General features: G+C 45.9%; 24 protein-coding genes. 23 read left to right on the top strand and 1 reads right to left on the bottom strand.

From position 1 onward, the window contains the following. Positions 1-76 precede the first annotated feature (76 nt). The 18 genes from ndk (at position 77) to JOJ89_RS12735 (ending at position 21386) form a co-directional block, all read left to right on the top strand. On the top strand, positions 77-523 hold the full coding sequence (ndk, locus tag JOJ89_RS12820; RefSeq protein WP_029280253.1) for a nucleoside-diphosphate kinase: 447 nt from the start codon (positions 77-79) through the stop codon (positions 521-523). Between the two features lie 678 nt (positions 524-1201). Beyond that, a complete protein-coding gene (locus JOJ89_RS12815) occupies positions 1202-1975 on the top strand; it encodes a CheR family methyltransferase (protein ID WP_203287650.1) in 774 nt (257 codons plus the stop codon). 76 nt (positions 1976-2051) lie between these two features. Further along, on the top strand, positions 2052-3224 hold the full coding sequence (gene aroC, locus JOJ89_RS12810; protein WP_029280257.1) for a chorismate synthase: 1173 nt from the start codon (positions 2052-2054) through the stop codon (positions 3222-3224). Next, complete coding sequence (aroB, locus tag JOJ89_RS12805; protein WP_203287648.1) at positions 3224-4309, top strand: 3-dehydroquinate synthase; 1086 nt, start codon at positions 3224-3226, stop codon at positions 4307-4309. Before aroC ends, aroB begins: the two co-directional genes overlap by 1 nt. After that, entirely contained in the window at positions 4306-4671 is a 366-nt protein-coding gene (gene aroH / locus JOJ89_RS12800; RefSeq protein WP_029280260.1) for a chorismate mutase, read from the top strand. The genes aroB and aroH overlap by 4 nt, the downstream gene beginning before the upstream one ends. Before the next feature lie 334 nt (positions 4672-5005). Then, complete coding sequence (gene trpE, locus JOJ89_RS12795) at positions 5006-6550, top strand: anthranilate synthase component I (protein ID WP_203287646.1); 1545 nt, start codon at positions 5006-5008, stop codon at positions 6548-6550. After that, a complete protein-coding gene (gene trpD, locus JOJ89_RS12790; RefSeq protein WP_203287644.1) occupies positions 6522-7538 on the top strand; it encodes an anthranilate phosphoribosyltransferase in 1017 nt (338 codons plus the stop codon). The genes trpE and trpD overlap by 29 nt, the downstream gene beginning before the upstream one ends. Next, positions 7531-8289, top strand: coding sequence for an indole-3-glycerol phosphate synthase TrpC (gene trpC, locus JOJ89_RS12785; RefSeq protein ID WP_029280266.1), 759 nt, complete (start codon positions 7531-7533; stop codon positions 8287-8289). Before trpD ends, trpC begins: the two co-directional genes overlap by 8 nt. Continuing rightward, on the top strand, positions 8286-8942 hold the full coding sequence (locus JOJ89_RS12780) for a phosphoribosylanthranilate isomerase (protein WP_029280268.1): 657 nt from the start codon (positions 8286-8288) through the stop codon (positions 8940-8942). The genes trpC and JOJ89_RS12780 overlap by 4 nt, the downstream gene beginning before the upstream one ends. After that, positions 8923-10152 carry a tryptophan synthase subunit beta gene (trpB, locus tag JOJ89_RS12775; protein ID WP_029280270.1) on the top strand — a complete coding sequence of 410 codons (1230 nt, stop codon included), beginning with the start codon at positions 8923-8925 and terminating at the stop codon, positions 10150-10152. The genes JOJ89_RS12780 and trpB overlap by 20 nt, the downstream gene beginning before the upstream one ends. After that, positions 10115-10936 (top strand): tryptophan synthase subunit alpha, encoded by an 822-nt coding sequence (gene trpA, locus JOJ89_RS12770; RefSeq protein ID WP_203287642.1) that lies wholly within the window; start codon positions 10115-10117, stop codon positions 10934-10936. Before trpB ends, trpA begins: the two co-directional genes overlap by 38 nt. 51 nt (positions 10937-10987) lie before the next feature. Next, a complete protein-coding gene (hisC, locus tag JOJ89_RS12765) occupies positions 10988-12070 on the top strand; it encodes a histidinol-phosphate transaminase (RefSeq protein WP_203287640.1) in 1083 nt (360 codons plus the stop codon). A 58-nt stretch (positions 12071-12128) separates the two neighbouring features. Beyond that, entirely contained in the window at positions 12129-13241 is a 1113-nt protein-coding gene (locus tag JOJ89_RS12760; protein ID WP_203287638.1) for a prephenate dehydrogenase, read from the top strand. Between the two features lie 11 nt (positions 13242-13252). Next, the gene (gene aroA / locus JOJ89_RS12755) at positions 13253-14563 is read left to right on the top strand and encodes a 3-phosphoshikimate 1-carboxyvinyltransferase (RefSeq protein ID WP_203287636.1); all 1311 of its coding nucleotides are present in this window, start codon (positions 13253-13255) and stop codon (positions 14561-14563) included. A 107-nt stretch (positions 14564-14670) separates the two neighbouring features. Next, positions 14671-15567, top strand: a complete 897-nt coding sequence (locus tag JOJ89_RS12750) for a hypothetical protein (RefSeq protein ID WP_203287634.1) — start codon at positions 14671-14673, stop codon at positions 15565-15567. Positions 15568-15590: 23 nt separating this feature from the next. Next, on the top strand, positions 15591-16856 hold the full coding sequence (locus JOJ89_RS12745) for a tetratricopeptide repeat protein (protein WP_203287632.1): 1266 nt from the start codon (positions 15591-15593) through the stop codon (positions 16854-16856). A gap of 81 nt (positions 16857-16937) precedes the next feature. After that, the gene (locus JOJ89_RS12740; protein WP_029566046.1) at positions 16938-17477 is read left to right on the top strand and encodes a ReoY family proteolytic degradation factor; all 540 of its coding nucleotides are present in this window, start codon (positions 16938-16940) and stop codon (positions 17475-17477) included. A gap of 213 nt (positions 17478-17690) precedes the next feature. Further along, positions 17691-21386, top strand: a complete 3696-nt coding sequence (locus tag JOJ89_RS12735) for an alpha-amylase family glycosyl hydrolase (RefSeq protein ID WP_203287630.1) — start codon at positions 17691-17693, stop codon at positions 21384-21386. Positions 21387-21419: 33 nt separating this feature from the next. Here JOJ89_RS12735 and JOJ89_RS12730 read toward each other — a convergent pair whose 3' ends face one another. Continuing rightward, entirely contained in the window at positions 21420-21641 is a 222-nt protein-coding gene (locus tag JOJ89_RS12730) for a hypothetical protein (RefSeq protein WP_203287628.1), read from the bottom strand. A 122-nt stretch (positions 21642-21763) separates the two neighbouring features. On the opposite strand from JOJ89_RS12730, the gene JOJ89_RS12725 reads away from it, so the two are divergent. The 5 genes from JOJ89_RS12725 (at position 21764) to lhaT (ending at position 25045) form a co-directional block, all read left to right on the top strand. Further along, positions 21764-22219: a YpiF family protein gene (locus tag JOJ89_RS12725; RefSeq protein ID WP_203287626.1), complete on the top strand. Its 456-nt coding sequence runs from the start codon at positions 21764-21766 to the stop codon at positions 22217-22219. Between the two features lie 143 nt (positions 22220-22362). After that, complete coding sequence (locus tag JOJ89_RS12720) at positions 22363-22872, top strand: QcrA and Rieske domain-containing protein (RefSeq protein WP_029280287.1); 510 nt, start codon at positions 22363-22365, stop codon at positions 22870-22872. 3 nt (positions 22873-22875) lie between these two features. Next, a complete protein-coding gene (qcrB, locus tag JOJ89_RS12715) occupies positions 22876-23550 on the top strand; it encodes a menaquinol-cytochrome c reductase cytochrome b subunit (RefSeq protein ID WP_029280290.1) in 675 nt (224 codons plus the stop codon). 59 nt (positions 23551-23609) lie between these two features. Then, positions 23610-24377: a menaquinol-cytochrome c reductase cytochrome b/c subunit gene (locus JOJ89_RS12710; protein ID WP_029280292.1), complete on the top strand. Its 768-nt coding sequence runs from the start codon at positions 23610-23612 to the stop codon at positions 24375-24377. A 71-nt stretch (positions 24378-24448) separates the two neighbouring features. Then, positions 24449-25045: a lipoprotein heptaprenylglyceryl N-acetyltransferase LhaT gene (lhaT, locus tag JOJ89_RS12705; RefSeq protein WP_029566042.1), complete on the top strand. Its 597-nt coding sequence runs from the start codon at positions 24449-24451 to the stop codon at positions 25043-25045. Positions 25046-25072 lie beyond the last annotated feature (27 nt).

The raw sequence follows: 25072 nt of genomic DNA, 5'->3' as shown, positions 1-25072 counted from the left end.
AAAAAGTGAAATAATGGTACGATTTCCATGGGCCATGAAAGCCCATACATAACAATCGCGGGGTGGAGAAATTAACATGGAAAAAACATTTATGATGGTCAAGCCTGATGGCGTTCAGCGTCAGCTTATCGGTAAAATCGTTTCCAGATTTGAAAGTAAGGGTTTACATTTAGTCGGGGCAAAATTGATGCAGATCCCTGTATCTCTTGCTGAACAGCACTACGGGGAACATAACGGCAAGCCATTCTTCGGCGAATTAGTTGAATTCATCACATCCGGACCAGTTTTCGCAATGGTTTGGGAAGGGGAAAATGTGATTGAAATCTCACGTACGATGATGGGGAAAACCAAACCAGCCGAAGCATTGCCGGGTACAATCAGAGGCGACTATGGTTTATTTGTCGGAAAGAACATCATTCACGGATCTGACTCTCCTGAGAGCGCAGAGCGCGAAATCGGTTTATTCTTCAAAGCTGAAGAGCTTGTCGAATACGATAAAGATATTCATACTTGGATCTACTGATCCGCACAAAAAGCCAGCAGAGATGCTGGCTTTTATTTATTTTCGACTAGAGCAAGCGGATAGAACCTCTTTTTGCTTCAAGGCTTAGCCACCTTTGGTGAATGGTGGGAGGACTCGTACCCTGCAAAACTGTAAATCGATCTGGGAGGGTAAGCAAAGTGTTGAATCGTACCCTGCAAAACTGTAAAACGATATCGGAGGGTAAGCAAAGTTGGGAATCCTACCCTGCAAAACCGTAATTCGATCTGTGAGGGTAAGCAAAGTGAGGAATCGTACCCTGCAAAACCGTAATTCGATCTGTGAGGGTAAGCAAAGTGAGGACTCGTACCCTGTAAAACCGTAAAACGATATCAGAGGGTAAGCAAAGTGAGGACTCGTACCCTGTAAAACCGTAAAACGATATCAGAGGGTAAGCAAAGTCCGGAATCGTACCCTGCAAAACCATAATTCGATCTGTGAGGGTAAGCAAAGTGAGGAATCGTACCCTCCCAAACAGTAAATCGATCTGGGAGGGTAAGCAAACATCCTGCCATCCCCGCGGACAGCCATTGAAAGGGAGCTAAGTAAGCTCTGACCATCCATCCAATCCGATTTTTCAGATTTTTTAAAACTCATTTCACAAGTCGTTCTCCAAATCCGATATACTATACATAATGCATGTGCAGAGGAGAAACGCTGATGGGATACGAGCAGTTTATAAATGAAATCAAAAGGATGACGGGGATTGATCTTTCGCTCTACAAGGAAGCGCAGATGAAAAGAAGGTTAATTTCCCTCTACATAAAAAGAGGATGCAGCGGGTTTAGGGATTACAGTGAACGTCTCCGGAAAGAGCCGGAGCTGCTTGCAGAGCTGCTTGATAAAATGACGATAAATGTCACAGAGTTTTACCGGAATAAAAAACAGTGGGAAATGCTTGAAACGAAGCTTCTCCCGGACATGGTCAAAAAGCCCGGAACGCTGAAGGTGTGGAGTGCGGCCTGCTCCACCGGCGAAGAGCCGTATACACTGGCCATGATTTTGTCAAAGTATGCTGCCCAGTCAGAGATCCGCATTCTGGCAACAGATTTGGATGAAACGGTACTGAAAAGAGCGGAAGCGGGGGTTTTTCCTGAGAGAAGCCTGTCAGAGCTGCCTGACGGAATGAGGGGCAAATACTTTTCAGGAGATGGGACAGGCTATAAAATTAAGAGTGACCTGAAAAAATCGGTGCAGTTTAAAAAGCATAATCTCCTCTCAGACCGTTATGAAAGCGGCTTTGATTTGATTATTTGCCGCAACGTACTGATTTATTTTACAGAAGCGGCGAAAGAAGCCATTTATGAAAAGTTCTCAAATGCGCTGAAACCGGGGGGAATTCTCTTTGTTGGAAGCACAGAGCAGATTTTTCATGCCCATACATATGGACTGGAATCGGCAGGCACTTTTTTCTACAGAAAAAAACAACTGTAAATCTTTCTATTCATCCTTTGAAGGATATGATATAGTGTTACTTAAAAGCGTTAGTGCGATGAAGGGAGAGCTTTAGATGAGATACTTAACAGCAGGAGAATCACATGGTCCTCAGTTAACTGCAATTGTGGAAGGAGTGCCGGCAGGTCTTGCAATTACTGCCGAGGACATCAACCGCGATCTTGCACGCAGACAAAAAGGACATGGCAGAGGAAGAAGAATGCAGATTGAGAAAGATGAGGTTCAGATTACAAGCGGAATCCGCCACGGAAAAGCGCTTGGCTCTCCAATTGCACTCGTTGTTGAAAATAATGATTGGAAGCATTGGACTAAGATTATGGGGATCGAGCCTTTAGAAGAAGGCGAGGAAAAGGAAATCAAGCGTCAGATCAGCCGCCCCCGTCCTGGTCATGCTGATTTGAACGGTGCCATTAAATATGGACATCGTGATATACGCAATGTGCTTGAGCGATCTTCAGCCCGTGAAACAACGGTCAGAGTAGCTGTAGGCGCAGTGGCTAAAAGACTGCTTGCAGAGCTTGGAATCAAAGTGGCAGGACATGTTGTGGAAATCGGATCTGTAAAAGCAGAAAAGACAGAATACTCTTCAATCGAAGAACTGCAGCGTGTAACAGAGGAATCGCCAGTAAGATGCCTGGATGAGGATGCTGCCGTTAAAATGATGCAGGCAATCGATGATGCCAAGAGCAACGGAGACTCAATCGGAGGCATTGTGGAAGTGATTGTTGAAGGGATGCCTGCAGGAGTAGGCAGCTACGTCCATTATGACCGCAAGCTTGATTCGAAAATCGCGGCTGCCATCGTCAGCATCAATGCTTTCAAAGGCGTTGAGTTTGGAATTGGCTTTGATGCTGCACGCAAATTCGGAAGCGAAGTTCATGATGAAATTACTTGGTCAAAAGAGCAGGGCTACTCCCGCAAAACGAATCGTCTCGGAGGATTTGAAGGCGGAATGTCAACAGGAATGCCGATTGTTGTCAGAGGAGTCATGAAGCCTATTCCAACCCTTTACAAACCTCTCCAAAGTGTTGATATAGAAACAAAAGAGCCGTTTTCTGCAAGTATTGAACGTTCGGACAGCTGTGCAGTTCCTGCTGCAAGTGTTGTGGCTGAAGCTGTTGTCGCATGGGAAATTGCATCAGCCATTGTTGAACAATTCGGCTCAGACCGTATAGACGCCCTGCAAAAAGAAATTCAGGAAATCCGCGAGTACGCGAGGGAATTCTAATGAAACAGCTTGTTGTTGAAACATCAGCAAGTACCTACCCTGTTCTTATCGGGGCAGGCGTGATTGAAACACAACTAATGAAACAGCTGGAGCGGTTAAATCCAAGCAGAATTCTGGTTATTGCCGATTCAGCTGTTCAGAATCTATACGGGGATAAGCTGATGCGGGCAGTCAGCTCATTCCCGTCAGATGTTTATGCCGTTCCAAGCGGAGAGGAAAGCAAGTCATTTCAAACCTACTATGACATTCAGACGTTTGCTCTTAAACAAGGACTTGACAGGAAATCTCTCATTCTCGCATTCGGCGGAGGCGTTATTGGCGATCTTGCCGGTTTTGTCGCTGCTACCTATATGAGGGGCATACCTTTTATCCAGCTTCCTACAACGCTGCTTGCCCATGACAGTGCAGTTGGCGGTAAAGTGGCCGTCAATCATCCGGAAGGGAAAAATATGATCGGTGCCTTTTATCAGCCGGAAGCTGTCATCTATGATCTTGACTTCCTTGAATCCCTGCCGGAAAGTGAACTGCGGTCAGGCTTTGCAGAAGTAATAAAGCATGGACTGATAGGAAATAAAGAATTATATACATGGCTGAAACAGGAGATACGTGATGTGAGCAGAATCGATGATTCCATGCTTCAGCGGATGATCCTCCAAGGCATTTCTGTAAAGGCTGCTGTCGTTAAAGAAGATGAAAAGGAATCAGGAGTGAGGGCCCATTTGAATTTTGGGCATACCCTCGGTCATGCAATTGAATCAGGAGCAGGATACGGGAAGATCAGCCACGGTGACGCAGTCGCAGCAGGCATGCTGTTTGCTGTATGGCTGAGCAATTTTACTCTCGGCGCGGATCTTCCGTACGAAGAGATGAAATCGTGGTTTGGAGAGCTTGGATTTCCAACAGAGGTCCCAAGCCATCTGGATACAGATCTGCTCCTCGGCAAAATGATGAAAGATAAAAAAGCCAGCTCGGGAACCATCACAATGGTGCTTCTTCAGTCCATTGGAGAATGCAGAACGCAAGCCTTTGAAAAAGAACGTTTAAGATCCCTGCTGGAAAACTGGAGACAGGAGGGAACTGTATGATACGGGGAATAAGAGGAGCTGCAACCGTTCAGCAAAACAATGAGCAGGAAATTATAAAGGCAACAGAAGCAGTGCTTTTGGAGATGATTGATTCCAATCATGTTAAAGCTGAAGATGTGACGTCGGTCCTGTTTTCAACAACAGCGGATTTGAACACTGTTTTTCCTGCCAAAGCTTTACGGAATTTTGACGGATGGGAATATGTCCCGGTTATGTGCATGCAGGAGATTCCGGTTGAAGGAAGCCTCGAGAAATGCATCAGGGTCATGATGACGGCTGAAACACCGCTTAGCCAAAAGGAAGTCAAACATGTTTATCAGGGAAAAGCGACGGTTTTAAGGCCGGACCTTACAGGTAAATAAAACATACCGCTTTGCCTTCTTTCGTTGACACTTTTCAAAAGCTGTATTAACATAGTTCACAAGAATAGAAATTAGAAGAGAGCTTCTAATATGTTCCAGTGCGTTAGCTGAGTTTAGAGATTAGGAAAAGATAAGAGATACGATACATTTAGCAAGAGTTTAGTTTAGGGTAGCCGAGAATGAGTCAGTTTAGCTGAGGTATTTTTATATTTACGCTGCGGCATACGTCTACCCAAAAACAGGTCATCCTCGTTTTTGGGTTTTTCTGTTTACCGGGCAACCTTCTATAACCTCCTAAATACTTATTCTCCACACTGCTGGAGGAGTGAGTACATTGTTTCATACTGATTTTGCCTCATTTAAAGAGGACAGCGGACAGTTTCGGACCATCCCCGTCATCAAATCCTTTCAAGTTGACACCTTTACGCCGATACAGCTTTTTAAGGTGTTTGAAGATGAAGCGGTCTATCTGCTTGAAAGTAAAGACGCGGAATCATCCTGGTCACGCTATTCCTTTATCGGATTAAATCCATTTTTATTTATTGAAGAAGAAAAGAATCGTTACTGTGTCCGTTCTAAACAGCGTCAGACGCTGCATGAATCATCCTCGCTTAAAGAGATTTTCAAATGGATGGACGCGTATTTAAAAGTGAAGGTCCCGGATCTCGATATCCCATTTGCCGGCGGAGCAGTCGGCTATCTTGGATATGACTCTGTGACGATGTTTGAACGGGTTCCGCAGCACAAACATCAGGATCTTTCCTTTAAAAAATGCCTGCTGTTTGTCTGTTCGACGATGATTGCCTATGATCATCAGGATAAAAAGCTTTCGTTCATTCAGTATGAACGGCTTACAGGCAAAGAATCGGAAGAGGGAATACGAGCTGTCTACGGAATGGCAGAGGCGAAAATCAGCCAGCTGATTTCAAAGCTTGGCGAGAAGCGGGATTTTCACGACCTGATGCTGTCGCCGACTGATCAGGCAGCCGTTTCTTTTGAGGGAGTGGCTTCGAATTTTGAAAAAGAAGATTTCCTTGAAGCTGTTGAGAAAATCAAAGAATATATCCGTTCAGGCGATATTTTTCAGGGAGTTCTTTCTCAGCGCTTTGAAATCCCTGTAACGGCAGGGGGATTTGATCTTTACCGCATGCTCAGGGTCGTAAACCCTTCCCCTTACATGTTCTATATTAAGTTTGACGGCACTGAGCTGATCGGCAGTTCTCCTGAACGGCTGATCTACGTACAGAACGGATATCTGGAAATCCATCCGATTGCTGGGACCAGAAAACGCGGCAAAACCGAGGAAGAAGATTTGTTCCTTGAAGAAGATCTGCGTCAGGATGAAAAGGAAAAAGCAGAACATTACATGCTGGTGGATCTTGCAAGAAATGACATAGGAAGAGTGGCCGAATACGGATCCGTTAAAACACCTGTTCTAATGGAGCTTGGACGCTTTTCGCATGTGATGCACCTGATTTCAAAAGTCACCGGCCAGCTGAAAAGCAGCACACATCCGATTGATGCCCTGCTTTCCTCTTTTCCCGCCGGCACAGTGTCCGGTGCTCCCAAGGTTCGTGCCATGCAGATTCTGCAGGAGCTCGAGCCGACAGCGAGAAATGCATACGCCGGCTGCATAGCCTACATTGGATTTGATGGAAATATCGATTCCTGCATCACAATCAGAACAATTGCTCTTCAGGGCGGAAAAGCGTATGTGCAGGCAGGAGCCGGAATTGTTGCCGACTCAAAGCCTGAGCTTGAGTGGAAGGAAACAAGAAACAAAGCAAGTGCGCTAATTAAAACGATCGAGCTTGCTGAAAAAGTGTTCGGACAGAAGGAGGGTGACGGGAATGAAAGCTTTGCTGAACAAATGCATTGAAGGCCACACGCTGTCTGAACAGGAAGCGATGAGTGCCATGAATCAGGTCATGGAAGGAAAAGCAACTCCGAGTCAGATTGCAAGCTTTATTTCCATTCTCAGATTCCGCGGGGAAACGGTCGATGAACTTGTCGGGTTTGCTAAAGCGATGAAGCAGCATATGACGCGGATTGAGTATAAAGAAGATGTGATTGATACGTGCGGCACAGGCGGAGACGGTGCCTCAACCTTCAACATTTCAACTGCATCCGCCATTTTGGCATCCTCCATGGGCGTAAAAGTGGCAAAGCATGGGAACCGCGCTGTTTCGTCAAAGAGCGGCAGTGCAGATGTGCTTGAACAGCTCGGGATCATGATTCAAACCTCACCTGAAGAAGCGAAAAGAGCCCTTCATCACTATGATATGAGCTTTTTATTCGCCCCGATTTATCATGCATCCATGAAGCATGCTGTAAATCCCCGGAAGGAAATCGGATTCAGGACGGTCTTTAACCTTCTTGGTCCGCTTGCCAACCCTGCAAATGCCAAACGTCAGGTGATGGGTGTCTTTTCGGCGGAGTATGCTGAAAAAATCGCTCATGCCCTCCGGGAGCTTGGTTCCGAGCACGTTCTTCTTGTGACCGGAAGAGACGGTCTTGATGAATGCAGCATTACTGGCATAACGGATGTGGTAGAACTGAAAAACGGAAACATCACGCGCTATGAAATCACACCTGAGGGAATGGGTCTTGAAAAAGGGGAATTAAAAGACATTCAAGTAGAAAGCCCGTCTGAAAGCGCCGAACTAATTCTTTCTGTTTTCCAAGGCCGGAAAAAGGGGGCTGCAGCCGATATTGTCGCACTGAATGCCGGAGCTGCCCTTTATGTTGCAGGAAAGGCAGACAGTCTGAAAGAAGGGGTTGCCTCTGCTAAACAGGCGATTGAAAATGGCACGGCATACCGTCAGCTTGCACGGCTTCAGCGCAAAAAGGAGGAACAGTATGCTTAATCAGATTCTTGAGAAAAAAAGGGAAGAAGTTCAATCCCTGAATATACCTGAAAGAAAGCAAGTTTCAGAGCGGTCTTTTTTCAGTGCCCTCAAACAATCAAAAAGAAAGCCGGCTCTAATAGCAGAAGTAAAGAAGGCATCTCCCTCTAAAGGGGTCATCAAAGAATCGTTTCATCCTGTTGAAATAGCTAAGGCATATGAAGCGGGAAGAGCAGACTGCCTGTCAGTGCTGACGGATGAAACGTTCTTTCAAGGGCATAGAGATTATATCTCTCAAATAAAAGAGGCCGTCAGCCTTCCTGTTTTGAGAAAGGACTTTATCATTGATCATAAACAGATCATTGAATCCAGCCATATTGGCGCAGATGCTGTCCTCCTGATCGGTGAAGCTCTTGACCCGGTATTGCTTCATGAGCTTTATGTGCATGCGGGTGAACTGAATCTTGACGTCCTTGTGGAAGTGCATTCGCTGCCCGTGCTTGAAAAACTGCTGCCGCACTTCACTCCAAAGATTCTCGGAGTCAACAACAGGGATCTTACAACTTTTCAAACCGATATCCATCAAATTGAAAAAATAAGCGAGGCAGTGCCTAAAGAGACGCTTCTTGTAAGCGAGAGCGGTATTTTCACATTCAGCGATGTAGAAACCGTTAAAAGCAAGGGCGCTGACGCGATTCTTGTCGGAGAATCCCTGATGAGGGAAGAGAATCAGACGTCCGCCATTCAAAGGCTTTACGGTGAAACAGAATGAACAAGCCGCTCATTAAGATTTGCGGCAATCGCTCTCTTCATGATTTATCACTGACCGCGGCTTCATCCGCTGACTATCTGGGCCTGATTTTTGCGAAAAGCAAGAGGCGGGTTCAGGCGGGCGAAGTAAAGGAGTGGCTGCAAAAGGTTGATCTGAGAGGGAAAAAGCTCGCAGCAGTGTTTGTCAATCCAGCAAACGAAGAAATCGAGAGCGTTCTGAGTGAACTTCCGATTGACGTTATCCAGCTCCACGGAAGCGAAACCCCTGATCAAGCAGGCGAAATCAAGCGCAGGTTCGGGGCGGAAGTCTGGAAGGCCCTTCCCCATAAAGAGGATACTCTCTCTCTTATGAGAGACTATAAAACATCCGCTGATGGGTTTGTCATAGATTCAAAAGTAAAAGAAACGTTTGGCGGAACTGGGGAGAGCTTTGACTGGTCTAGTGTCCCTGCCTATATAAAAGCAGCAGAAGAAATGAACAGGAAGATGTTTATTGCAGGCGGAATCGGTCCTGACAACATTGACAGCCTCCTTTCAATGATGCCTGGAGGAATCGATCTTTCGAGCGGCATTGAACAGAATGAGAGAAAAGACGAGCTATTACTCAGAAGATTTCAAGAAAGGGTGAATCAGCATGTATCAATTTCCGGATGAGTTTGGCAGATATGGAGAGTTCGGCGGAAAATATGTTCCTGAAACGCTAATGCAGCCGCTGGCTGAACTTCAGGAGGCATTTGAGGAAGCCATTGCAGACAGCGGGTTTATGAATGAATACCGCCGCCTGCTTTCGGAATATTCCGGACGCCCGACCGCTTTGACCTATGCAGAAAACGTGTCGGAAAAGCTTGGCGGAGCAAAAATCTTCTTGAAAAGAGAGGATTTGAATCATACAGGCGCCCATAAAATCAATAACGCGATCGGCCAGGCGCTGCTTGCGAAAAAAATGGGCAAAACGAAGATCATAGCTGAAACAGGAGCAGGCCAGCACGGTGTTGCGGCTGCAACAGTGGCGGCAAAGTTTGGACTCGAGTGCAAAGTATTCATGGGACAGGAGGATGTCAGCAGACAGGAGCTGAACGTATTCCGGATGAAGCTGCTTGGCGCAGAGGTCATTCCTGTCCACAGCGGGAACAAAACGCTGAAGGATGCCACGAATGAAGCGATCCGCTACTGGGTGCAGCATTGCGAAGACCATTTTTATATGATTGGATCCGTTGTAGGGCCACATCCGTATCCGCAAATGGTCAGAGAGTTTCAGAGAGTTATAGGAGACGAAGCAAAGGAGCAGCTTCAAAGCAGGCTGAATACTCTTCCGGACAAAGTTGTGGCATGTGTCGGAGGGGGAAGCAATGCGATTGGCATGTTCGCTGCCTTTATTGATGAAGAAGTTGACCTTGTAGGTGTCGAGGCAGCAGGCAAAGGGACGGATACTGACCTTCACGCAGCTACGATTGCGAAAGGAACGAAGGGAGTCATCCACGGTTCGCTGACGTATCTCCTTCAGGATGAACACGGGCAGATTACGGAGCCGTACTCCATCTCGGCCGGACTTGACTATCCGGGAATTGGTCCTGAGCATGCCCATCTGTCGTTAACAGGACGTGTTTCCTATGAAAGTGTGACAGACGATGAAGCTTTATCAGCATTAACGTTCCTTGCTCAGGAGGAAGGGATTCTTCCTGCCATAGAAACAGCACACGCTCTGGCAAAGGCGTTTGACCTTGCAAAACAGATGAAACAGGATGAAACACTGATGATTTGTTTATCCGGACGCGGTGATAAGGACGTCCACACATTAATGGATTCTTTTGAAGGGGGCGGCAAGCATGAAGACACACCTGCAGAACCTGCTTTCACAAAATAAGAAGCTTTTTGTTCCGTTTATCACAGCGGGTGATCCGAACGGGGAGGCGACCGTCGGACTTGCACTTGCCCTTCAAAAAGCCGGCGCCTCGGCTATTGAGCTTGGCATTCCCTATTCAGACCCGCTTGCAGACGGACCTGTGATTCAGCGGGCATCGCAAAGATCTCTTGCAGAAGGAATGAACATTGTAAAAGCAATGGAACTGGTTCCGGTAATGAGAGAAAATGGTCTGACTATTCCAATCATTCTTTTTACGTATTATAATCCTGTGTTACAATTAGGAAAAGAATCCTTTTTTGCTTTAGCGGAGAAAAATACAATCGACGGACTGCTGATTCCGGACCTTCCTTTTGAAGAAAGCGGAGATTTGAGGGATGCATGCAGACAGCATGGGGTGACGTTCATTTCCATGGTGGCCCCGACTTCAAGCGGGCGCCTGAAGAAAATCGTCTCAAGTGCCGAAGGCTTCCTGTACTGTGTTTCATCACTCGGTGTAACGGGCTCGCGCAAATCATTCGACAAGCGCATCTTTGACTTCCTTGAAGAAGTAAAACAGGAAGCGGATGTTCCTGTCCTTGTCGGCTTTGGCGTTTCAACAAGGCAGCACGTCGAAGAACTGACAAAAACGTGCGACGGAGTCGTTGTAGGCAGCGCCCTGATAGAAGAAGTGGAACGTTTATCGCAAAAGCTCAAAGATCCGGATGCCCGGATTGCTGCTTTTGAAGAGTTTCAAAAGAAAGCCGCTTCCTTTGTATTGCCCGCTGAAGTTGAAATCGGATCATAGAGCAGCATGCGAAGGCTTCCTTCGCGTTCAAAACAGAAGAGGTGTCTACTTATGCAAATTAAAGATCAGCTTACAAATCTAAAACCCTACCAGCCGGGCAAGCCCATTGAAGAAGTTAAGAGAGAATACAATCTGACTCATATCGTCAAGCTTGCCTCTAATGAAAATCCGTACGGCAGCTCAGAAGCTGCCAAGGCAGCCATCCAAAATGAACTGAATCAGCTTGCCATCTATCCGGATGGCTACAGCGCCATGCTGCGAGAAAAGCTGGCATCATTCCTTGACGTAAGCGAGTCTGAGCTGATTTTCGGGAATGGTTCAGATGAAATCGTTCAGATCATTTGCCGTGCGTTTTTGAAACCGGGGACAAATACCGTGATGGCAACGCCGACTTTTCCTCAGTACCGTCATAATGCGGTGATTGAAGGAGCGGAAATCAGAGAAATTCCTCTTGCGGATGGATACCATGATCTTGATGCGATGCTTGCTGCGATCGACCCGGAAACAAAGGTTGTCTGGCTGTGCTCGCCGAATAATCCGACGGGAACTTACATCAATGAACCGTCTCTTTCGGCTTTTCTTGAAAAAGTGCCGCAGCACGTGCTCGTCATTCTTGATGAAGCCTACTATGAATATGTGACAGCTCAGGATTTTCCGGAAACACTTCCTCTCATAAAAGAATACAAAAATGTCATGATACTCCGCACGTTTTCAAAGGCGTACGGGCTTGCCGCCCTCCGCGTCGGGTATGGAGCAGCCAATCGTGAGCTGATCAAAAGCATTGAGCCTGCAAGAGATCCGTTCAATACAAACCGCCTTGGACAGGCAGCCGCTCTTCATGCTTTGGATGACCAGGAATTTATTCTTCAGTGCAGAGAAAAGAACAAACAGGGACTGGAGCAATTCTACCGCTTCAGTGAAGAACATGGCCTAAGCTATTATCCTTCTGAGGGAAATTTCATTCTGATCGATTTTAACCGGGATTCAGACGAAGTGTTCCAGGCTCTGCTTGAAAAAGGATACATTGTCCGTTCAGGAAAAGCGCTCGGATTTCCGACTTCTATCCGCATTACTGTCGGCACAAAAGAACAAAACGCGGAAATCATCAGCATCCTTGCCGAATTGATTTCTTAACCTAAAGAGGTGATGCTGTCACCTCTTTCTTCATACATAAAATCCGTAGGTGATAACAATGGATCAGCCAATAAAAAGAATACATCTGATCGGACTCGGTTTAATTGGAGGATCGATTGCTCTATCTGTAAAAAAGGAATTTCCTGATGCCTGGATTACCGGGTATGATATTAATCAAAGCCAGCTTGAGATTGCCAAAACTCTTACCGTGATAGATGAGGCAGCCGGCAGCCAGTTTGAAAACATCGAAACAGCGGATTTAATCATTCTTGCGGCCCCGGTGGAGCAAACTCTTTCGATGATAGAGACATTAAGCGGCATGAAATTGAAAAAAGACGTCATCATTACAGATGTGGGAAGCACCAAGCAGAAGATCACCGCCTGTGCTGCCGCAGCCTTCAAAGGCGATGTCCATTTTATCGGCGGGCATCCGATGGCAGGCTCTCATAAATCAGGTGTCACGGCAGCCAGAGCGCATCTTTTTGAGAATGCGTTTTATATTCTGACTCCCGCAAAAACTACGAGTGAGGACTCCTTAAATAAACTGAAGAACATTCTAAAAGGAACAAATGCGCATTTTATTGAAATGACGCCCGAAGTCCATGATGAGGTAACAGGAGTGATCAGCCACTTTCCCCATATCGTCGCAGCAAGCCTTGTTCATCAGGCTGGACGGTTTGAAGACACTCATCCTGTTATTAAAAGACTGGCAGCAGGAGGCTTCAGGGACATTACGAGAATCGCTTCAAGCAGTCCCGCTATGTGGAGAGACATTCTTCTGCATAATAAGGAGAAGCTCCTCACTCTGTTTGCAGACTGGGAACGGGAAATGAGCCGTGTGAAGAATATGGTAGAAGGCCTGGACAGTCTTGCTCTCTTTTCTTATTTTAAAGATGCAAAGGACTACAGAGATGGACTTCCCGAGCGGGAAAAAGGCGCAATTCCTTCTTTTTATGATTTATATGTCGATGTCCCTGATTATCCGGGGGTTATCTCTGAGATTACAGGGTACCTTGCAATGGAGGAAATCAGCATCACAAATATCCGTATCATTGAAACACGCGAGGAAATATACGGTGTCCTGAGACTTAGTTTTCAGACTGACATTGACCGTGAGCGGGCACAGAAGTGCATAGAAAAATATACAGATTACAAAACTTTTTTCAGTTAAGAGGTGCTGGTATGAAAAGCGAGAGAAAACTGCAGAGAGCAGAAGGCCTCAAGGGCTCAATAGCTATTCCCGGAGATAAATCCATTTCACACAGAGCGGTGATGTTCGGCGCGCTGGCAGAAGGAGAGACGGTGATTGACAACTTCCTTGCAGGGGCGGATTGTCTGTCTACAATCGCCTGCTTCAGGCAAATGGGTGTTGAAATTGAGCAAAACGGGACTCATGTCAGAGTAAAAGGCAAGGGAATGGATGCTCTTAAGGAGCCTTCAGGCATACTGGATGTAGGCAATTCCGGAACAACTACCCGGCTAATGCTTGGCATTCTTGCAGGACGGCCTTTCCATTCCTGCATCATTGGAGATGAATCTATTGCAAAACGGCCCATGACACGGGTGACGAATCCGCTCAGAGAAATGGGCGCTTCCATTGACGGCAGGGAGGAGGGCAATTACACGCCGATTTCCATCCGCGGAGGCAAACTGAAGGGGCTGAAGTATACGTCTCCTGTAGCCAGCGCACAGGTGAAATCAGCCATTCTGCTTGCAGGCCTTCAGGCGAATCAGGAATTGACAAGTGTAACAGAGCCGCATAAATCACGTGACCACACAGAACGGATGCTCCGGGCATTTGGTGCAGAGGTGCATGAGGTGGGACTGACTGCTGAAATCAAAGGCGGACAGACATTAAAAGCGGCAAAAGTGGACGTGCCAGGGGATATATCATCTGCAGCGTTTTTCCTTGCGGCGGGGGCAATTGTTCCAAACAGCAGGATCACGCTTGAAAATGTCGGCATAAATCCAACGAGAACTGGCATAATCGATGTTTTAAACAAAATGGGTGCAGATTTGACGATTGAAGAAAAAGGTTCAAACACTCATGAGCCTGTCGCGGATTTAACAATCTCAACTTCTTCATTAAAAGGAACTGTCATTTCAGGTGACCTGATCCCGCGTCTCATTGATGAAATCCCGATTATTGCCCTGCTTGCCACACAGGCAGAAGGAGAAACCATTATTAAAGATGCAAGTGAACTGAAAGTGAAAGAAACGAACCGGATTGATACAGTCGTTCAGGAGCTTGGAAAGCTTGGAGCTGAGGTTATTCCGACGGATGACGGAATGATTATCCGCGGCAAACAAAAGCTGTCTGCTGAACAAGCATCTGTTTCAAGCCATGGTGATCACCGAATCGGCATGATGCTTGCAGTCGCCGCCATGATCACAGACGGGGAAGTGAGCCTTGACGGGCATGAGGCGATTGATGTTTCTTATCCTTCCTTCTTTGAGCATGTACGTGCATTGACTGGGAATACTGAGGACTGATGCATAGCCGGCCTGCGGAGATTCTCCGCAGGCATTTTTTCTGGCATAATTTCTTCTTTTTCCTCATAGCTTGTCTTAAGAAGATGACAAGGGAGGGATAAGCGGAAGTGGCCTATATAATTGAAGATGCAGTCATTGTTAAGCATGCCGCAGCTGAAAAAACGTCCATTCTCGTAAGAAACAACAAAATGGATTATATCCATTCTTCAGTTAAAAATATGGCCTATATGAAGATGGACGCCTCTCCGTATGTGATGACACCCGGGCATGTTATGCTTGATTTCTCCATAAACGGTTCTTATTCAGAAGCCAAACCCATTTTTAAGGACAAGCTCATAGCATCCGGTTGTACAGCCGTTATTACGGTTGCCCGCGCAGAATACGAACGTGAATTATCAGATGCAGTCAGGAAAAAGAGACAAAGGATGATTAATTCCCCAATTGATTACTGCATCAGTGCTGCCATTCCGCTCAAAAGACTGACTCCATCCCTGCTGATTGCCTGCAAACGCCAGAAGATCCCTTTGCTTGTCCTTGAGATTCATCCTGAGGATGATCTTGCAGGATTCCCGTGGGGATGGATCCGCAGCAGCATTTACCATTTCCCGATGACGTTTCTGCCGCAATGGCCGGATCGTGCCTTGCAGGATAAACAGCAAAAAACGTTCGAAGCCCTGATGAAAAAACACCGCTTCTCAGCAAGTGCTGCCTGCCCGCCCGAGCATACTATTCTAGATAAAAACCTCCTGATGAAAATCGGCCTGTTTCCTGATAAAGGAGATATCCGCATCGGCGGCGAAGTTGACTATAACCTGTATGAGGGAAATGCATTCAATTCAGTTGAAGATTTGTCCTCAAGCGGGTATCATAGTCATATTCCTAAATTTACGGTTCATAAAGGACAGCTGCAAAAAGCCGGTGAAACGATTTTTTTAAAGCCGGGTTTTGGAGAAGAGCGCACCGTGGCCATGTCAGGCAGGTTTGCTGCTCAGGCTGTTCCGTAACTGGAATGGAAAGGGCGTTAAAGGTGAACAACACATTATCCGAAGCAATTCAACTGGTTGAATCGGGACAGGTCCAGGAAGGGCTTGCTAAGCTTTCCGGTCTCGAAAACAAACTGCACGATGAAGAAAAATTTCTGCTTGCAGAAAAATATTATCAGTGGGGGAATACAGATCAGGCACTTTCGATTATGGAAGATATGCATCTTCTCTATCCTGAAGAGTCTGAAGTAACCGTATTTCTTGCAGAAATCTATATCGACATGGATCAGGAAGAAAAAGCAATCGACCTCCTGAATACCATTCCGGAGACGGATCCTGCTTATGTACAGGCATTGATTCTCTCAGCAGACCTTTACCAGATGCAGGGTCTGAACGAAGTAAGCGAACAAAAGCTCCAAGCAGCAAAAAAATTAGTGCCTGATGAGCCGATTATCGATTTTGCACTCGGAGAGCTTTATTTTCATCAGGGGCATTACCATAAAGCCATTCCTTTTTTCAAAGACGTGCTTAAGGAACACAGTACCGTCACAGGTGTAAACGTTTATCAGAGATTGGCAGAATCGATCAGCGCAAGCGGCGAATTTGAAGAGGCTCTGCCTTTTTACGAAAAAGCAGCAGATGAGCAGGTTGATCTGCACACCCTGTTTGGCTACGGGTTTACCGCCCTTCAGGCGAATTATCCGAAGACAGCGATTGAGCAGTTTCTGAAGCTGAAAGAACTGGATCATGAATATACATCCCTCTATCTTTTCCTTGCAAAGGCCTATGAGGCTGAAGGAATGCTCGGGGAAAGCCTCCAAGCTGTAAAAGATGGACTTAAAGTAGATGAATACAATAAAGAGCTGTATGTATACGGCGGAAAAACGGCGCTTAAAAACAATCAGCCGGATGAAGCCAAAGCTTTGCTCCAGCAGGCGATTGCCATTGATCCGGGTCATGTGGAAGCGACAATCACCCTGACGAATATCTACATGCAGGAACAGCTTTATGAAGAGGTCATCGACTGTCTGAAAGAGGTCATGAGGTACGGCGAAGAAGATCCTGAATATGACCGGAAGCTTGCACGCGCCTATCATGAAACAGAACAATATTCGGATGCATTAAACCATTACCAGCGAGCATATAATTTCTTCAAGGAAGAACCAGACTTTTTAATGGAGTACGGGCATTATCTGCTTGAGGACGGAAACCGGACAGCTGCAAGGGAGATGTTCAGCAGGGCTTTAACGCATGACCCTGCGAATGTCGAAATCGAAGAGATTTTGATGCAATTAGAAGATGATTTTTAACACTCGGCCGGAAGGAATTCACCTGGGATCTGTTGAACTTTTAAAGTAAGAATCTACAGTTAGCAGAGGAGGGAAATGCATATGATGGCCCCTGTATCTGTCATTGAGAAGAAGGATTTTATCAGGTGGTTTTTAAATCATTATCAGCTGAAAAGACGAGAATGTGTATGGATTCTGAATTATTTGATGAGTCATGATACTCTGATGGAAAAAGTGCATTTTGTCGAGCAGGCACAGTATTGTCCCCGCGGAATTATCATGTCGACCCACTGTGTAGAGGAAGTGCCGTTTCGTTTTTACAAAGAAAATGTCATGACAACGGATGCCGAAAAATCGTTCCATGACATTCGATTAAATAAAGACGAGGATCTGTATATCCAGCTCAATTTCCGCTCATCTTATCAGTCTCCGAATTACGCAGCCGTGCTTGAGGCAAACCCGTTTATGCCAAAGCACCTCAACATTAATGAAAAAGACCGTGTAGTGGCTGAGAGAATTCTTGAAGAATCCATTCAGACGTTCCAAAAAGAAAAACTCCTTCAAATGATTGATGATGCCCTTGACCGCCAGGATAAAGAAGCATTCAACCATTTGACAGACAAATTGAAATGCCTCAGATAAGCTTGCCCGCTGCCGTAACTGCAGCTTTTGAGAAGAAACCTTCAGAAAAGGAGGTTTCTTTTTTTTAGGCTTTTCAGCTTATTTTTTTCAGAATTTTCAATTGATTTTTCGGTCGAACCGTGACAAAATAAGGGTGTTGATGAAATCGTTTACATAGACAGGCATTGGTCTCGAGTGCAGCCGATTTCTTTATATGCCAAAGGGGGAAATGGAATGAGGAACAAATGGGGGAGATGGACGGCGGCTGTAGCCATACTGGTCCTTCTCGCGAGCAGTGTGCTTGGAACGTGGCAGGGATTTGCCGCTTCGGCACCGGCTGCAATAAAGGTTGACGGAAGCGGAGAAGACTGGTCTGAAATGCAACCGCTTGCATCATCTGAAACACCGGGATATGAGGGGTTTCAGATTGGAGATCTGCATATAACGAACGACAGCAGGTATCTCTATTTTTGGACAGAAGCAAAAAATGTTCCGAATTGGGGAAGCGACGGGATGTTTTTAAACCTTGCACTGAATGTGAATGAAGAAGATTCAAAAATAGAAGGCAATCCATGGGGAGCTCCTTTTCACTTTGGAGGCACAGAAGCTAAGCCGCAGTTTCACATTACTGTCAGAATAAAAAATGACAATGAACTTGCCGGAGCTGCTCTATACAGCTCGGAGGATCTGGCAGCTCCCAAGCTGTCAACCTGGGAAAATAGCAAAGGAGCACAATTCGCAGCTGATCGCACGAAAGGCTTTGAAGGAAAAATTCCGCTCAGCGAGCTCCGCCTGAAAAATGATGACTCGATCAGGGCCATTGCCGTTTTAAGCGGAAACAATCCGGCGGAGCATGGTGCATTTGATGTAAGTCCCGAAGCCGAAGGGAATGTTCTTGCCGGCACCTGGAATGAATCAGGAAACCCAAACAGCCAGGCAGTATACAGCAGCAGCTACACAATAGGCGGAGTGGAGGAAGCTGCTCAGCTGGAGGTCCTTTCTTCAACGCCTGCTGAGGGGGACGCTGAATTTAAGCCTGAAGCCCCGCTGATTGTTACATTCAATGAAAACGTGGCTGTTGAGAAGCAGGATGCAGTAACTCTGTCAGAAAAAGACGGCGGGGATGTGCCGGCTGCTTTAAAAGCAGAAGGAAATCAGCTCAGCATCAAAGCAGAGCAGCTGAAAAAAGGACAGTCCTACACACTGACAGTAAAAAAAGATGCTGTAAAGGGACAATCCACTAATTCATATCTGCAGGAGGATTTTGTTCTTTCATTTGCAACTTCAAACATGATTGAACCTGCTAAAAGATTTATTCAATTTACTTATGTCAGGGAGGACGCAGACTACGCGGACTGGAACATCTGGACCTGGCAGACCGGACTGCAGGACGGCGAAAAGCTGTTTTCTGACATAACAGAACAAGGTGCTGTCTCGAAATTTGAAATCAGCTCAGATGCAACGCCAGTCGGTTTTGTCATCAGAAAAGGCCAGGACTGGGCTGTTAAAGATCCATATGACGGGGACAGATACATCACTGCAGAAGCGGGACAAGCTCTCACAAAGGTCGTTGTTGAAAGCGGGAAAGGTGACTTTCATACTGTTCCGGCCGTAAAAGGTCCTGTTTTGTCAGAAGGAAAAGCAACCTTCTTTTACAGAGATCCCGAGCTGTTTGCAGATAATGCAATGGACACGGTTGAGAAAGTGAGCCTTAAAGTTGCAGGCAAGAAATACGAAATGGCCTATGACGAGAAAAACGAGTACTTTTCCCATACAGTTGCCCTGCCTGGAGAAGGTACGTATGACTACAGTTATTTGGTCACTGTCAATGGGACAGAAACAGAAGTAAGAGATCCGTACTATGAAAAATCATCTGTAGACTACATCGTGCCTGATGTATCCATGAAACTGTCTGTTTCTCCGAAGGCAGTAACCTCTAATCAAAATGCGATGCTGAGCCTTGATGTTGAAACAGATCAGGAGGTTGAATTTACCGAGCTGACAGCTGACGTTTCCGCACTCGGCGGACCAAAGGCGCTGAAAATTGATCCGCAGCTTATGGAAACATCTCTCTCAGTTGCAGATACCGTGACGGCAGGTGAAAAACAAATTCCTGTGACTGCTGTTGACCAATACGGGAATAAACATACTAAGACGGCATCTATCACAGTTAAAACCCGCGTTTCAAAAGGAAAAGGCGATTTTGACTGGGATGAGGCAAGAATTTATTTTATGCTGACAGACCGTTTTAATGACGGAGACAAAACAAACAACGATCCAAACGGGGAAGGCTACGACACGAGCCATCTTGAAACGTATCACGGCGGTGATTTTAAAGGTATCACTCAAAAGCTTGATTACCTTGAAGACCTTGGCATCAACACGATCTGGATTACTCCTGTCGTTGACAACATTGACTGGGACCTGCGCCATGACAAGAACGGGCATCAGTACGGCTATCATGGTTACTGGGCAAAGGATTTCTCAAAGCTTGATGAACATCTGGGCTCAATGGATGACCTGAATGAACTTCTGGACAAAGCTCATGAAAAAAACATCAAAATTATGGTTGATGTCGTTCTTAACCATACAGGATACGGTTTAAAAGAGACGGATGCAGGAAATACGGGAATCTCTAACTATCCGACAGATGAGGACAGAAACCGTTTCAGCGGCATGCTCCGCAGCGGCGGGACTGACGTCATTAAAGGCGAGCTTGCCGGCCTGCCGGATTTGATAACGGAAGACCCTGCTGTCCGCAAACAGATGATTGACTGGCAGACAGCCTGGGCTGCTCACAGGACGGAAAAAGGCAACGCTATTGACTATTTCCGTGTAGATACAGTCAAACATGTCGAGGATACAACGTGGAAAATGTTTAAAAATGAACTTGCGAAAATCAATCCTGATTTTAAACTGATCGGTGAATATTACGGAGGCAGCATCGGCAACACCGGTGGTTATCTTGACAGCGGCCAGATGGATTCTCTGCTTGATTTCAACTTTAAATATGATGCGAGAGATTTCATCAACGGTGATGTAGAAGCAGTAGAAGCAAGACTGGAAGAACGCAATGCAAACATGACAAGCTCTGCCACGATGGGACAATTTCTCAGCAGCCACGATGAGGATGGATTCCTTCTGACTCATGCAGGCGGTGACATCAGCAAGCAGAAAATTGCTGCAGCCCTTCAGATTACGGCAAAAGGACAGCCGGTCGTTTATTACGGGGAGGAAATCGGACAGACAGGCAAGCATGCCGGGGACATGGACAAAGGCGAATTTAATGAAAACCGGTACGATTTTGCCTGGGACAAAACAGAGAATAATGACCTGTTAACACACTATCAGAAGCTGCTGAACATCCGTAAAGACTACTCAAAGGTCTTCTCAAAAGGAACCCGCGCAAAAATCGGGGGCAGCAACAATGAGGGCTACCTCGTGTTCATCAGAACATACGGCAAACAATCTGTTGCAGTCGGACTGAATACAACAGAAACAGCTCAAAAAGTAACAGTATCTGTTCCGTTTAAAAAGAACACGAAAGTGATCGATCTGTACAGCGGAAAAGAATACAAAGTTTCTGCAGGCGGAAAAGTGACAGCAGACCTTCCTGAACGGGAAGCTGGAGGCACCTTTATTCTGGCTGAAAAAAACAGTCAGCCAAAACCTCCAGGAAAAGACGAAAAACCTGACGGTGCCGCTCAGCCCCATGATAAGGATGAACAGGGGACACCCCCAGCTAAAGGAGGAGATGCTGCCGGCGGAAGCGCCTCACCAGACAGCACTTCAGCTCCCGGTGCAGGAAAAGGACTTCCTGCAACAGCTACAGCGTCCTACAGCATCATGCTTATCGGAATCGTGCTGCTTGCAGCCGGCATCAGCGGCTGGATGCTGAAAAGGCGTTTTGTTAAGCGCGCTGTTCAATAAGACTTGCGAAACGAATGATAGGTGTCCCTGATTTTATGCAGGGGCACTTTTTTTGCTGTGTGGAAGAGGTTCCTGAGCATGCAACGCTTTAAAACGGGGATCGTGGATTTCAGCAAGTCCGTTACTTGCAGGATATAGCGGAATACTTGCAAGAATGCCTCTTTTATTTGAAAAAGCAGGTCTGTTACTTGCAGGAAACGTGTGTTTACTAGAAAATTTCCAGCTTCCTCCTAACTGACAGCCTGCCTCCTTCATTTATTTCCATCCTGACCTAAGATCAAAGGTCTCAAAGAAACGTACAGATTCTAAATCTTCTTTTCCGATTCCTGCAAAACCTATATAATGAGAAGCATCACAACTTGAAGGAGCTGAAATGAATGAAATGGACAGCCGGAGACGCAGCGTCCTATCTGGAGTCGGCAGATTATGTTGATACGGCAGTCGTGCCCCTCATCCAGGCCGATTTCGGGACAGGCCTGAAGCATGCTGCTGCAGAGGGTGAATATGCTTTGCTGATTTCTGAAGACCTTGAAAGGCAGCTTAAAGGAAGAGTTTTCCTCATGCCTCCTGTCTCTTATTTGAAAGAGGCAGCTGAAAATGCAGAAAACACGGTGCAGCAATGGTACAGTGAGCTTGAAAAGAGCTTCAGCCATATCTTTTTTATGACAAGTGATCCTTATTGGAAAACAAAAGAGAATTTTGCAAATGGAAAAGTCATTTACCTCCCGCCGGTCCCTATGGAGCATATGGATGAATCGCTGAAAAGAAAAATGGTTGAGGATCAGGTCAGCCAAATTATGAACATTTTCTTACAATTTTGGAGAGGGAAATAAAAACCCTTACATATTTATTAAGTTCCAAAAAAGGATAATATTGACCTTACTGGAAGATTGATATATCATGAGATTGTCCTAGTTTTATATGGTTTTATCGTATGTCCTGACGGACTTCAGCTTAAGATAGAGGGGGGAAAATGATGAGCGAGAAAAAACATCGGGTATCAAGACGGCAATTTCTCAACTATACACTTACTGGTGTAGGCGGTTTCATGGCTGCGGGTATGCTTATGCCTATGGTCCGTTTTGCGCTTGATCCAGTACTCGGAAAGGTCGAAGAACAGGATCTTGTCCAGGTTGTCAGTGTAGATGAAATTACAAATGAACCAACCCGTTTTAACTTTAAAATTAAACAGGTTGATGCTTGGCACAAATCGGAAGAGCCTAGGGCTGCATGGGTCTACAAAAACGACAATGGGGATATTATAGCGCTTTCTCCTGTCTGCAAACACTTGGGATGTACAGTTAACTGGAACAGTGATCCATCGAATCCAAACAAATTCTTCTGTCCATGCCACTACGGACTGTATGAAAAAGACGGCACGAATGTTCCTGGTACACCGCCGCTTGCTCCGCTTGATGTATACAAAAGTGAAGTGAAGGATGGATTCCTGTATCTTGGTTCGGCTAAACCGCGAAAGGAGGCGTAATAAGTGTTAAACAAAATTTATGACTGGGTTGATGAACGGCTCGATATTACGCCTATGTGGAGAGACATCGCTGACCATGAAGTGCCAGAGCATGTAAATCCGGCACACCATTTTTCAGCTTTCGTATACTGCTTTGGCGGACTGACGTTCTTTGTAACCGTTATTCAGGTATTATCAGGCATGTTCCTGACAATGTATTATGTTCCCGACATTAAAAATGCATGGGAATCTGTTTATTATCTTCAAAATGAAGTCGCTTTCGGCCAAATTGTCCGCGGCATGCATCACTGGGGAGCAAGTCTTGTAATCGTCATGATGTTCCTACATACTCTCCGCGTATTCTTCCAGGGTGCGTATAAGAAACCGCGCGAACTTAACTGGGTTGTCGGCGTACTGATTTTCTTCGTAATGCTTGGTCTTGGATTTACGGGCTATTTATTGCCTTGGGATATGAAAGCGCTATTTGCGACAAAAGTTGGTCTTCAAATCGCTGAGGCAACGCCGCTGATTGGTACTCAAGTTAAAACATTGCTTGCCGGCCATCCGGAAATCGTCGGTGCACAGACACTGACCCGTTTCTTTGCGATTCATGTGTTCTTCCTTCCAGCAGCGCTGTTTGGTTTAATGGGGGCTCACTTTATCATGATCCGCAAACAGGGTATATCCGGACCTCTGTAAAATTCAAATGATGATCAGCCGCATCTATATGCGGAACTGCCAAAGAAGGAGGGGAAATCATGCATCGCGGAAAAGGGATGAAATTTGTTGGAGACTCTCGTGTTCCAGCTGAAAGAAAACCGAATATTCCAAAAGACTATTCAGAATTCCCGGGTAAAACGGAAGCGTTCTGGCCGAACTTCTTATTAAAAGAATGGCTGGTTGGAGCTGTGTTCCTGATTGGGTTCCTGTGTTTGACTGTGGCGCATCCGTCGCCGCTTGAACGTGTTGCAGATCCGACGGACACTGGATATATTCCATTGCCTGACTGGTATTTCTTATTCTTATACCAATTGCTCAAGTACACATATGCTGCAGGACCATACACAGTAATTGGCGCATTTATCATGCCGGGTCTTGCATTTGGTGCACTGCTTCTTGCACCGTTTATTGACCGCGGGCCTGAGCGCAAACCTTCAAAACGCCCTGTTGCAGTCGGAATGATGCTTCTAGGCGTAGCGGCAACGATTTTCCTGACGTGGGAATCTGTTGCAACTCACGACTGGGAAGCAGCTGCTGAACAAGGGAAAATCAAAGCAGAAGCTGAAATTGACAAAGAATCAGAAGGCTACAAAATCTTCACTGAACAAACATGCGTTTCCTGTCACGGCGACAATTTAGCCGGAGGCGCAGCCGGTCCTTCACTGGTTGATACTGGTTTAAGTCCTGAAGAGGTTGCCAAAATCGCAGTTGAAGGCCAGGGCGGCATGCCTGCTGGCATCTTCAAGGGAACAGATGAAGAATTGAAAGTGCTTTCTGAGTTTGTCTCCAGTGTTACTGCAAAATAATCAGAAAAAGCTGACAAAATGTCAGCTTTTTTCTGCGTTGTGAACTACATATAAAGGAAGTTGAAACCATTATGAGATGGATGCACTATCTGCTTGTAAGACAGCCTTTTCTTTTTTTGATGTTTACTGTCAACTTATTTGGGACCCTCTACGGGTATTACTGGTACAGATATCAGCTGTACGAAACGCCGGCCATCTTTCTGCCGTTTGTACCTGACAGCCCGACGGCAAGTCTTTTTTTTACGATTGTCATGCTCGGCTTTCTTTTTAAAAGGAATTTCCCTTTAATTGAAGCTCTTGCCATAATTACGCTGTTTAAATATGGCATATGGGCGGTTGTCATGAATTTGCTCGTCTTGAATGAAACAGGGGTATTGGACCCTGTCGGCTATATGCTGATATTGTCTCATCTAGGCATGGCCGTTCAGGGGCTGCTTTATGCACCGTTTTACAGGTTCAAAGCCTGGCATCTTGCGGCAGCTGCTGTTTGGACACTGCATAATGAAATCATTGATTATGTGTTTGGGCAAATGCCGAAGTACAGTGTTTTGATGAACTATTTGCCTGAGATCGGGTATTTTACTTTCTGGCTTAGTCTTTTCTCTATTTATCTTGCTTATTATTTTGTGGTGAGAAAAGATTCGTATAAGCTGGACCTCTTGAAATAGATTTTCTTTTATCTGAAAAATAAGGTC

The organism is Metabacillus sp. cB07 (assembly GCF_016839225.1).
GTDB classification, from domain to species: Bacteria; Bacillota; Bacilli; order Bacillales; family Bacillaceae; genus Bacillus_P; species Bacillus_P indicus.
Note: the sequence above shows the minus strand (reverse complement) of the source record. Positions and strands in the feature narration are given on the sequence as shown.

Excerpts from the sequence above, each read along its gene's own strand:
- aroB (WP_203287648.1), top strand. The coding sequence starts at position 3,224 with ATGAAACAGCTTGTTGTTGAAACATCAGCAAGTACCTACCCTGTTCTT.
- JOJ89_RS12780 (WP_029280268.1), top strand. The coding sequence starts at position 8,286 with ATGAACAAGCCGCTCATTAAGATTTGCGGCAATCGCTCTCTTCATGAT.
- trpB (WP_029280270.1), top strand. The coding sequence starts at position 8,923 with ATGTATCAATTTCCGGATGAGTTTGGCAGATATGGAGAGTTCGGCGGA.
- JOJ89_RS12720 (WP_029280287.1), top strand. The coding sequence starts at position 22,363 with ATGAGCGAGAAAAAACATCGGGTATCAAGACGGCAATTTCTCAACTAT.
- trpD (WP_203287644.1), top strand. The coding sequence starts at position 6,522 with ATGAAAGCTTTGCTGAACAAATGCATTGAAGGCCACACGCTGTCTGAA.
- JOJ89_RS12725 (WP_203287626.1), top strand. The coding sequence starts at position 21,764 with ATGAAATGGACAGCCGGAGACGCAGCGTCCTATCTGGAGTCGGCAGAT.
- trpC (WP_029280266.1), top strand. The coding sequence starts at position 7,531 with ATGCTTAATCAGATTCTTGAGAAAAAAAGGGAAGAAGTTCAATCCCTG.
- lhaT (WP_029566042.1), top strand. The coding sequence starts at position 24,449 with ATGAGATGGATGCACTATCTGCTTGTAAGACAGCCTTTTCTTTTTTTG.
- JOJ89_RS12710 (WP_029280292.1), top strand. The coding sequence starts at position 23,610 with ATGCATCGCGGAAAAGGGATGAAATTTGTTGGAGACTCTCGTGTTCCA.
- JOJ89_RS12730 (WP_203287628.1), bottom strand. The coding sequence starts at position 21,641 with ATGAAGGAGGCAGGCTGTCAGTTAGGAGGAAGCTGGAAATTTTCTAGT.
- aroC (WP_029280257.1), top strand. The coding sequence starts at position 2,052 with ATGAGATACTTAACAGCAGGAGAATCACATGGTCCTCAGTTAACTGCA.
- ndk (WP_029280253.1), top strand. The coding sequence starts at position 77 with ATGGAAAAAACATTTATGATGGTCAAGCCTGATGGCGTTCAGCGTCAG.
- JOJ89_RS12815 (WP_203287650.1), top strand. The coding sequence starts at position 1,202 with ATGGGATACGAGCAGTTTATAAATGAAATCAAAAGGATGACGGGGATT.
- JOJ89_RS12760 (WP_203287638.1), top strand. The coding sequence starts at position 12,129 with ATGGATCAGCCAATAAAAAGAATACATCTGATCGGACTCGGTTTAATT.
- hisC (WP_203287640.1), top strand. The coding sequence starts at position 10,988 with ATGCAAATTAAAGATCAGCTTACAAATCTAAAACCCTACCAGCCGGGC.
- JOJ89_RS12735 (WP_203287630.1), top strand. The coding sequence starts at position 17,691 with ATGAGGAACAAATGGGGGAGATGGACGGCGGCTGTAGCCATACTGGTC.
- aroA (WP_203287636.1), top strand. The coding sequence starts at position 13,253 with ATGAAAAGCGAGAGAAAACTGCAGAGAGCAGAAGGCCTCAAGGGCTCA.
- trpA (WP_203287642.1), top strand. The coding sequence starts at position 10,115 with ATGAAGACACACCTGCAGAACCTGCTTTCACAAAATAAGAAGCTTTTT.
- JOJ89_RS12740 (WP_029566046.1), top strand. The coding sequence starts at position 16,938 with ATGATGGCCCCTGTATCTGTCATTGAGAAGAAGGATTTTATCAGGTGG.
- aroH (WP_029280260.1), top strand. The coding sequence starts at position 4,306 with ATGATACGGGGAATAAGAGGAGCTGCAACCGTTCAGCAAAACAATGAG.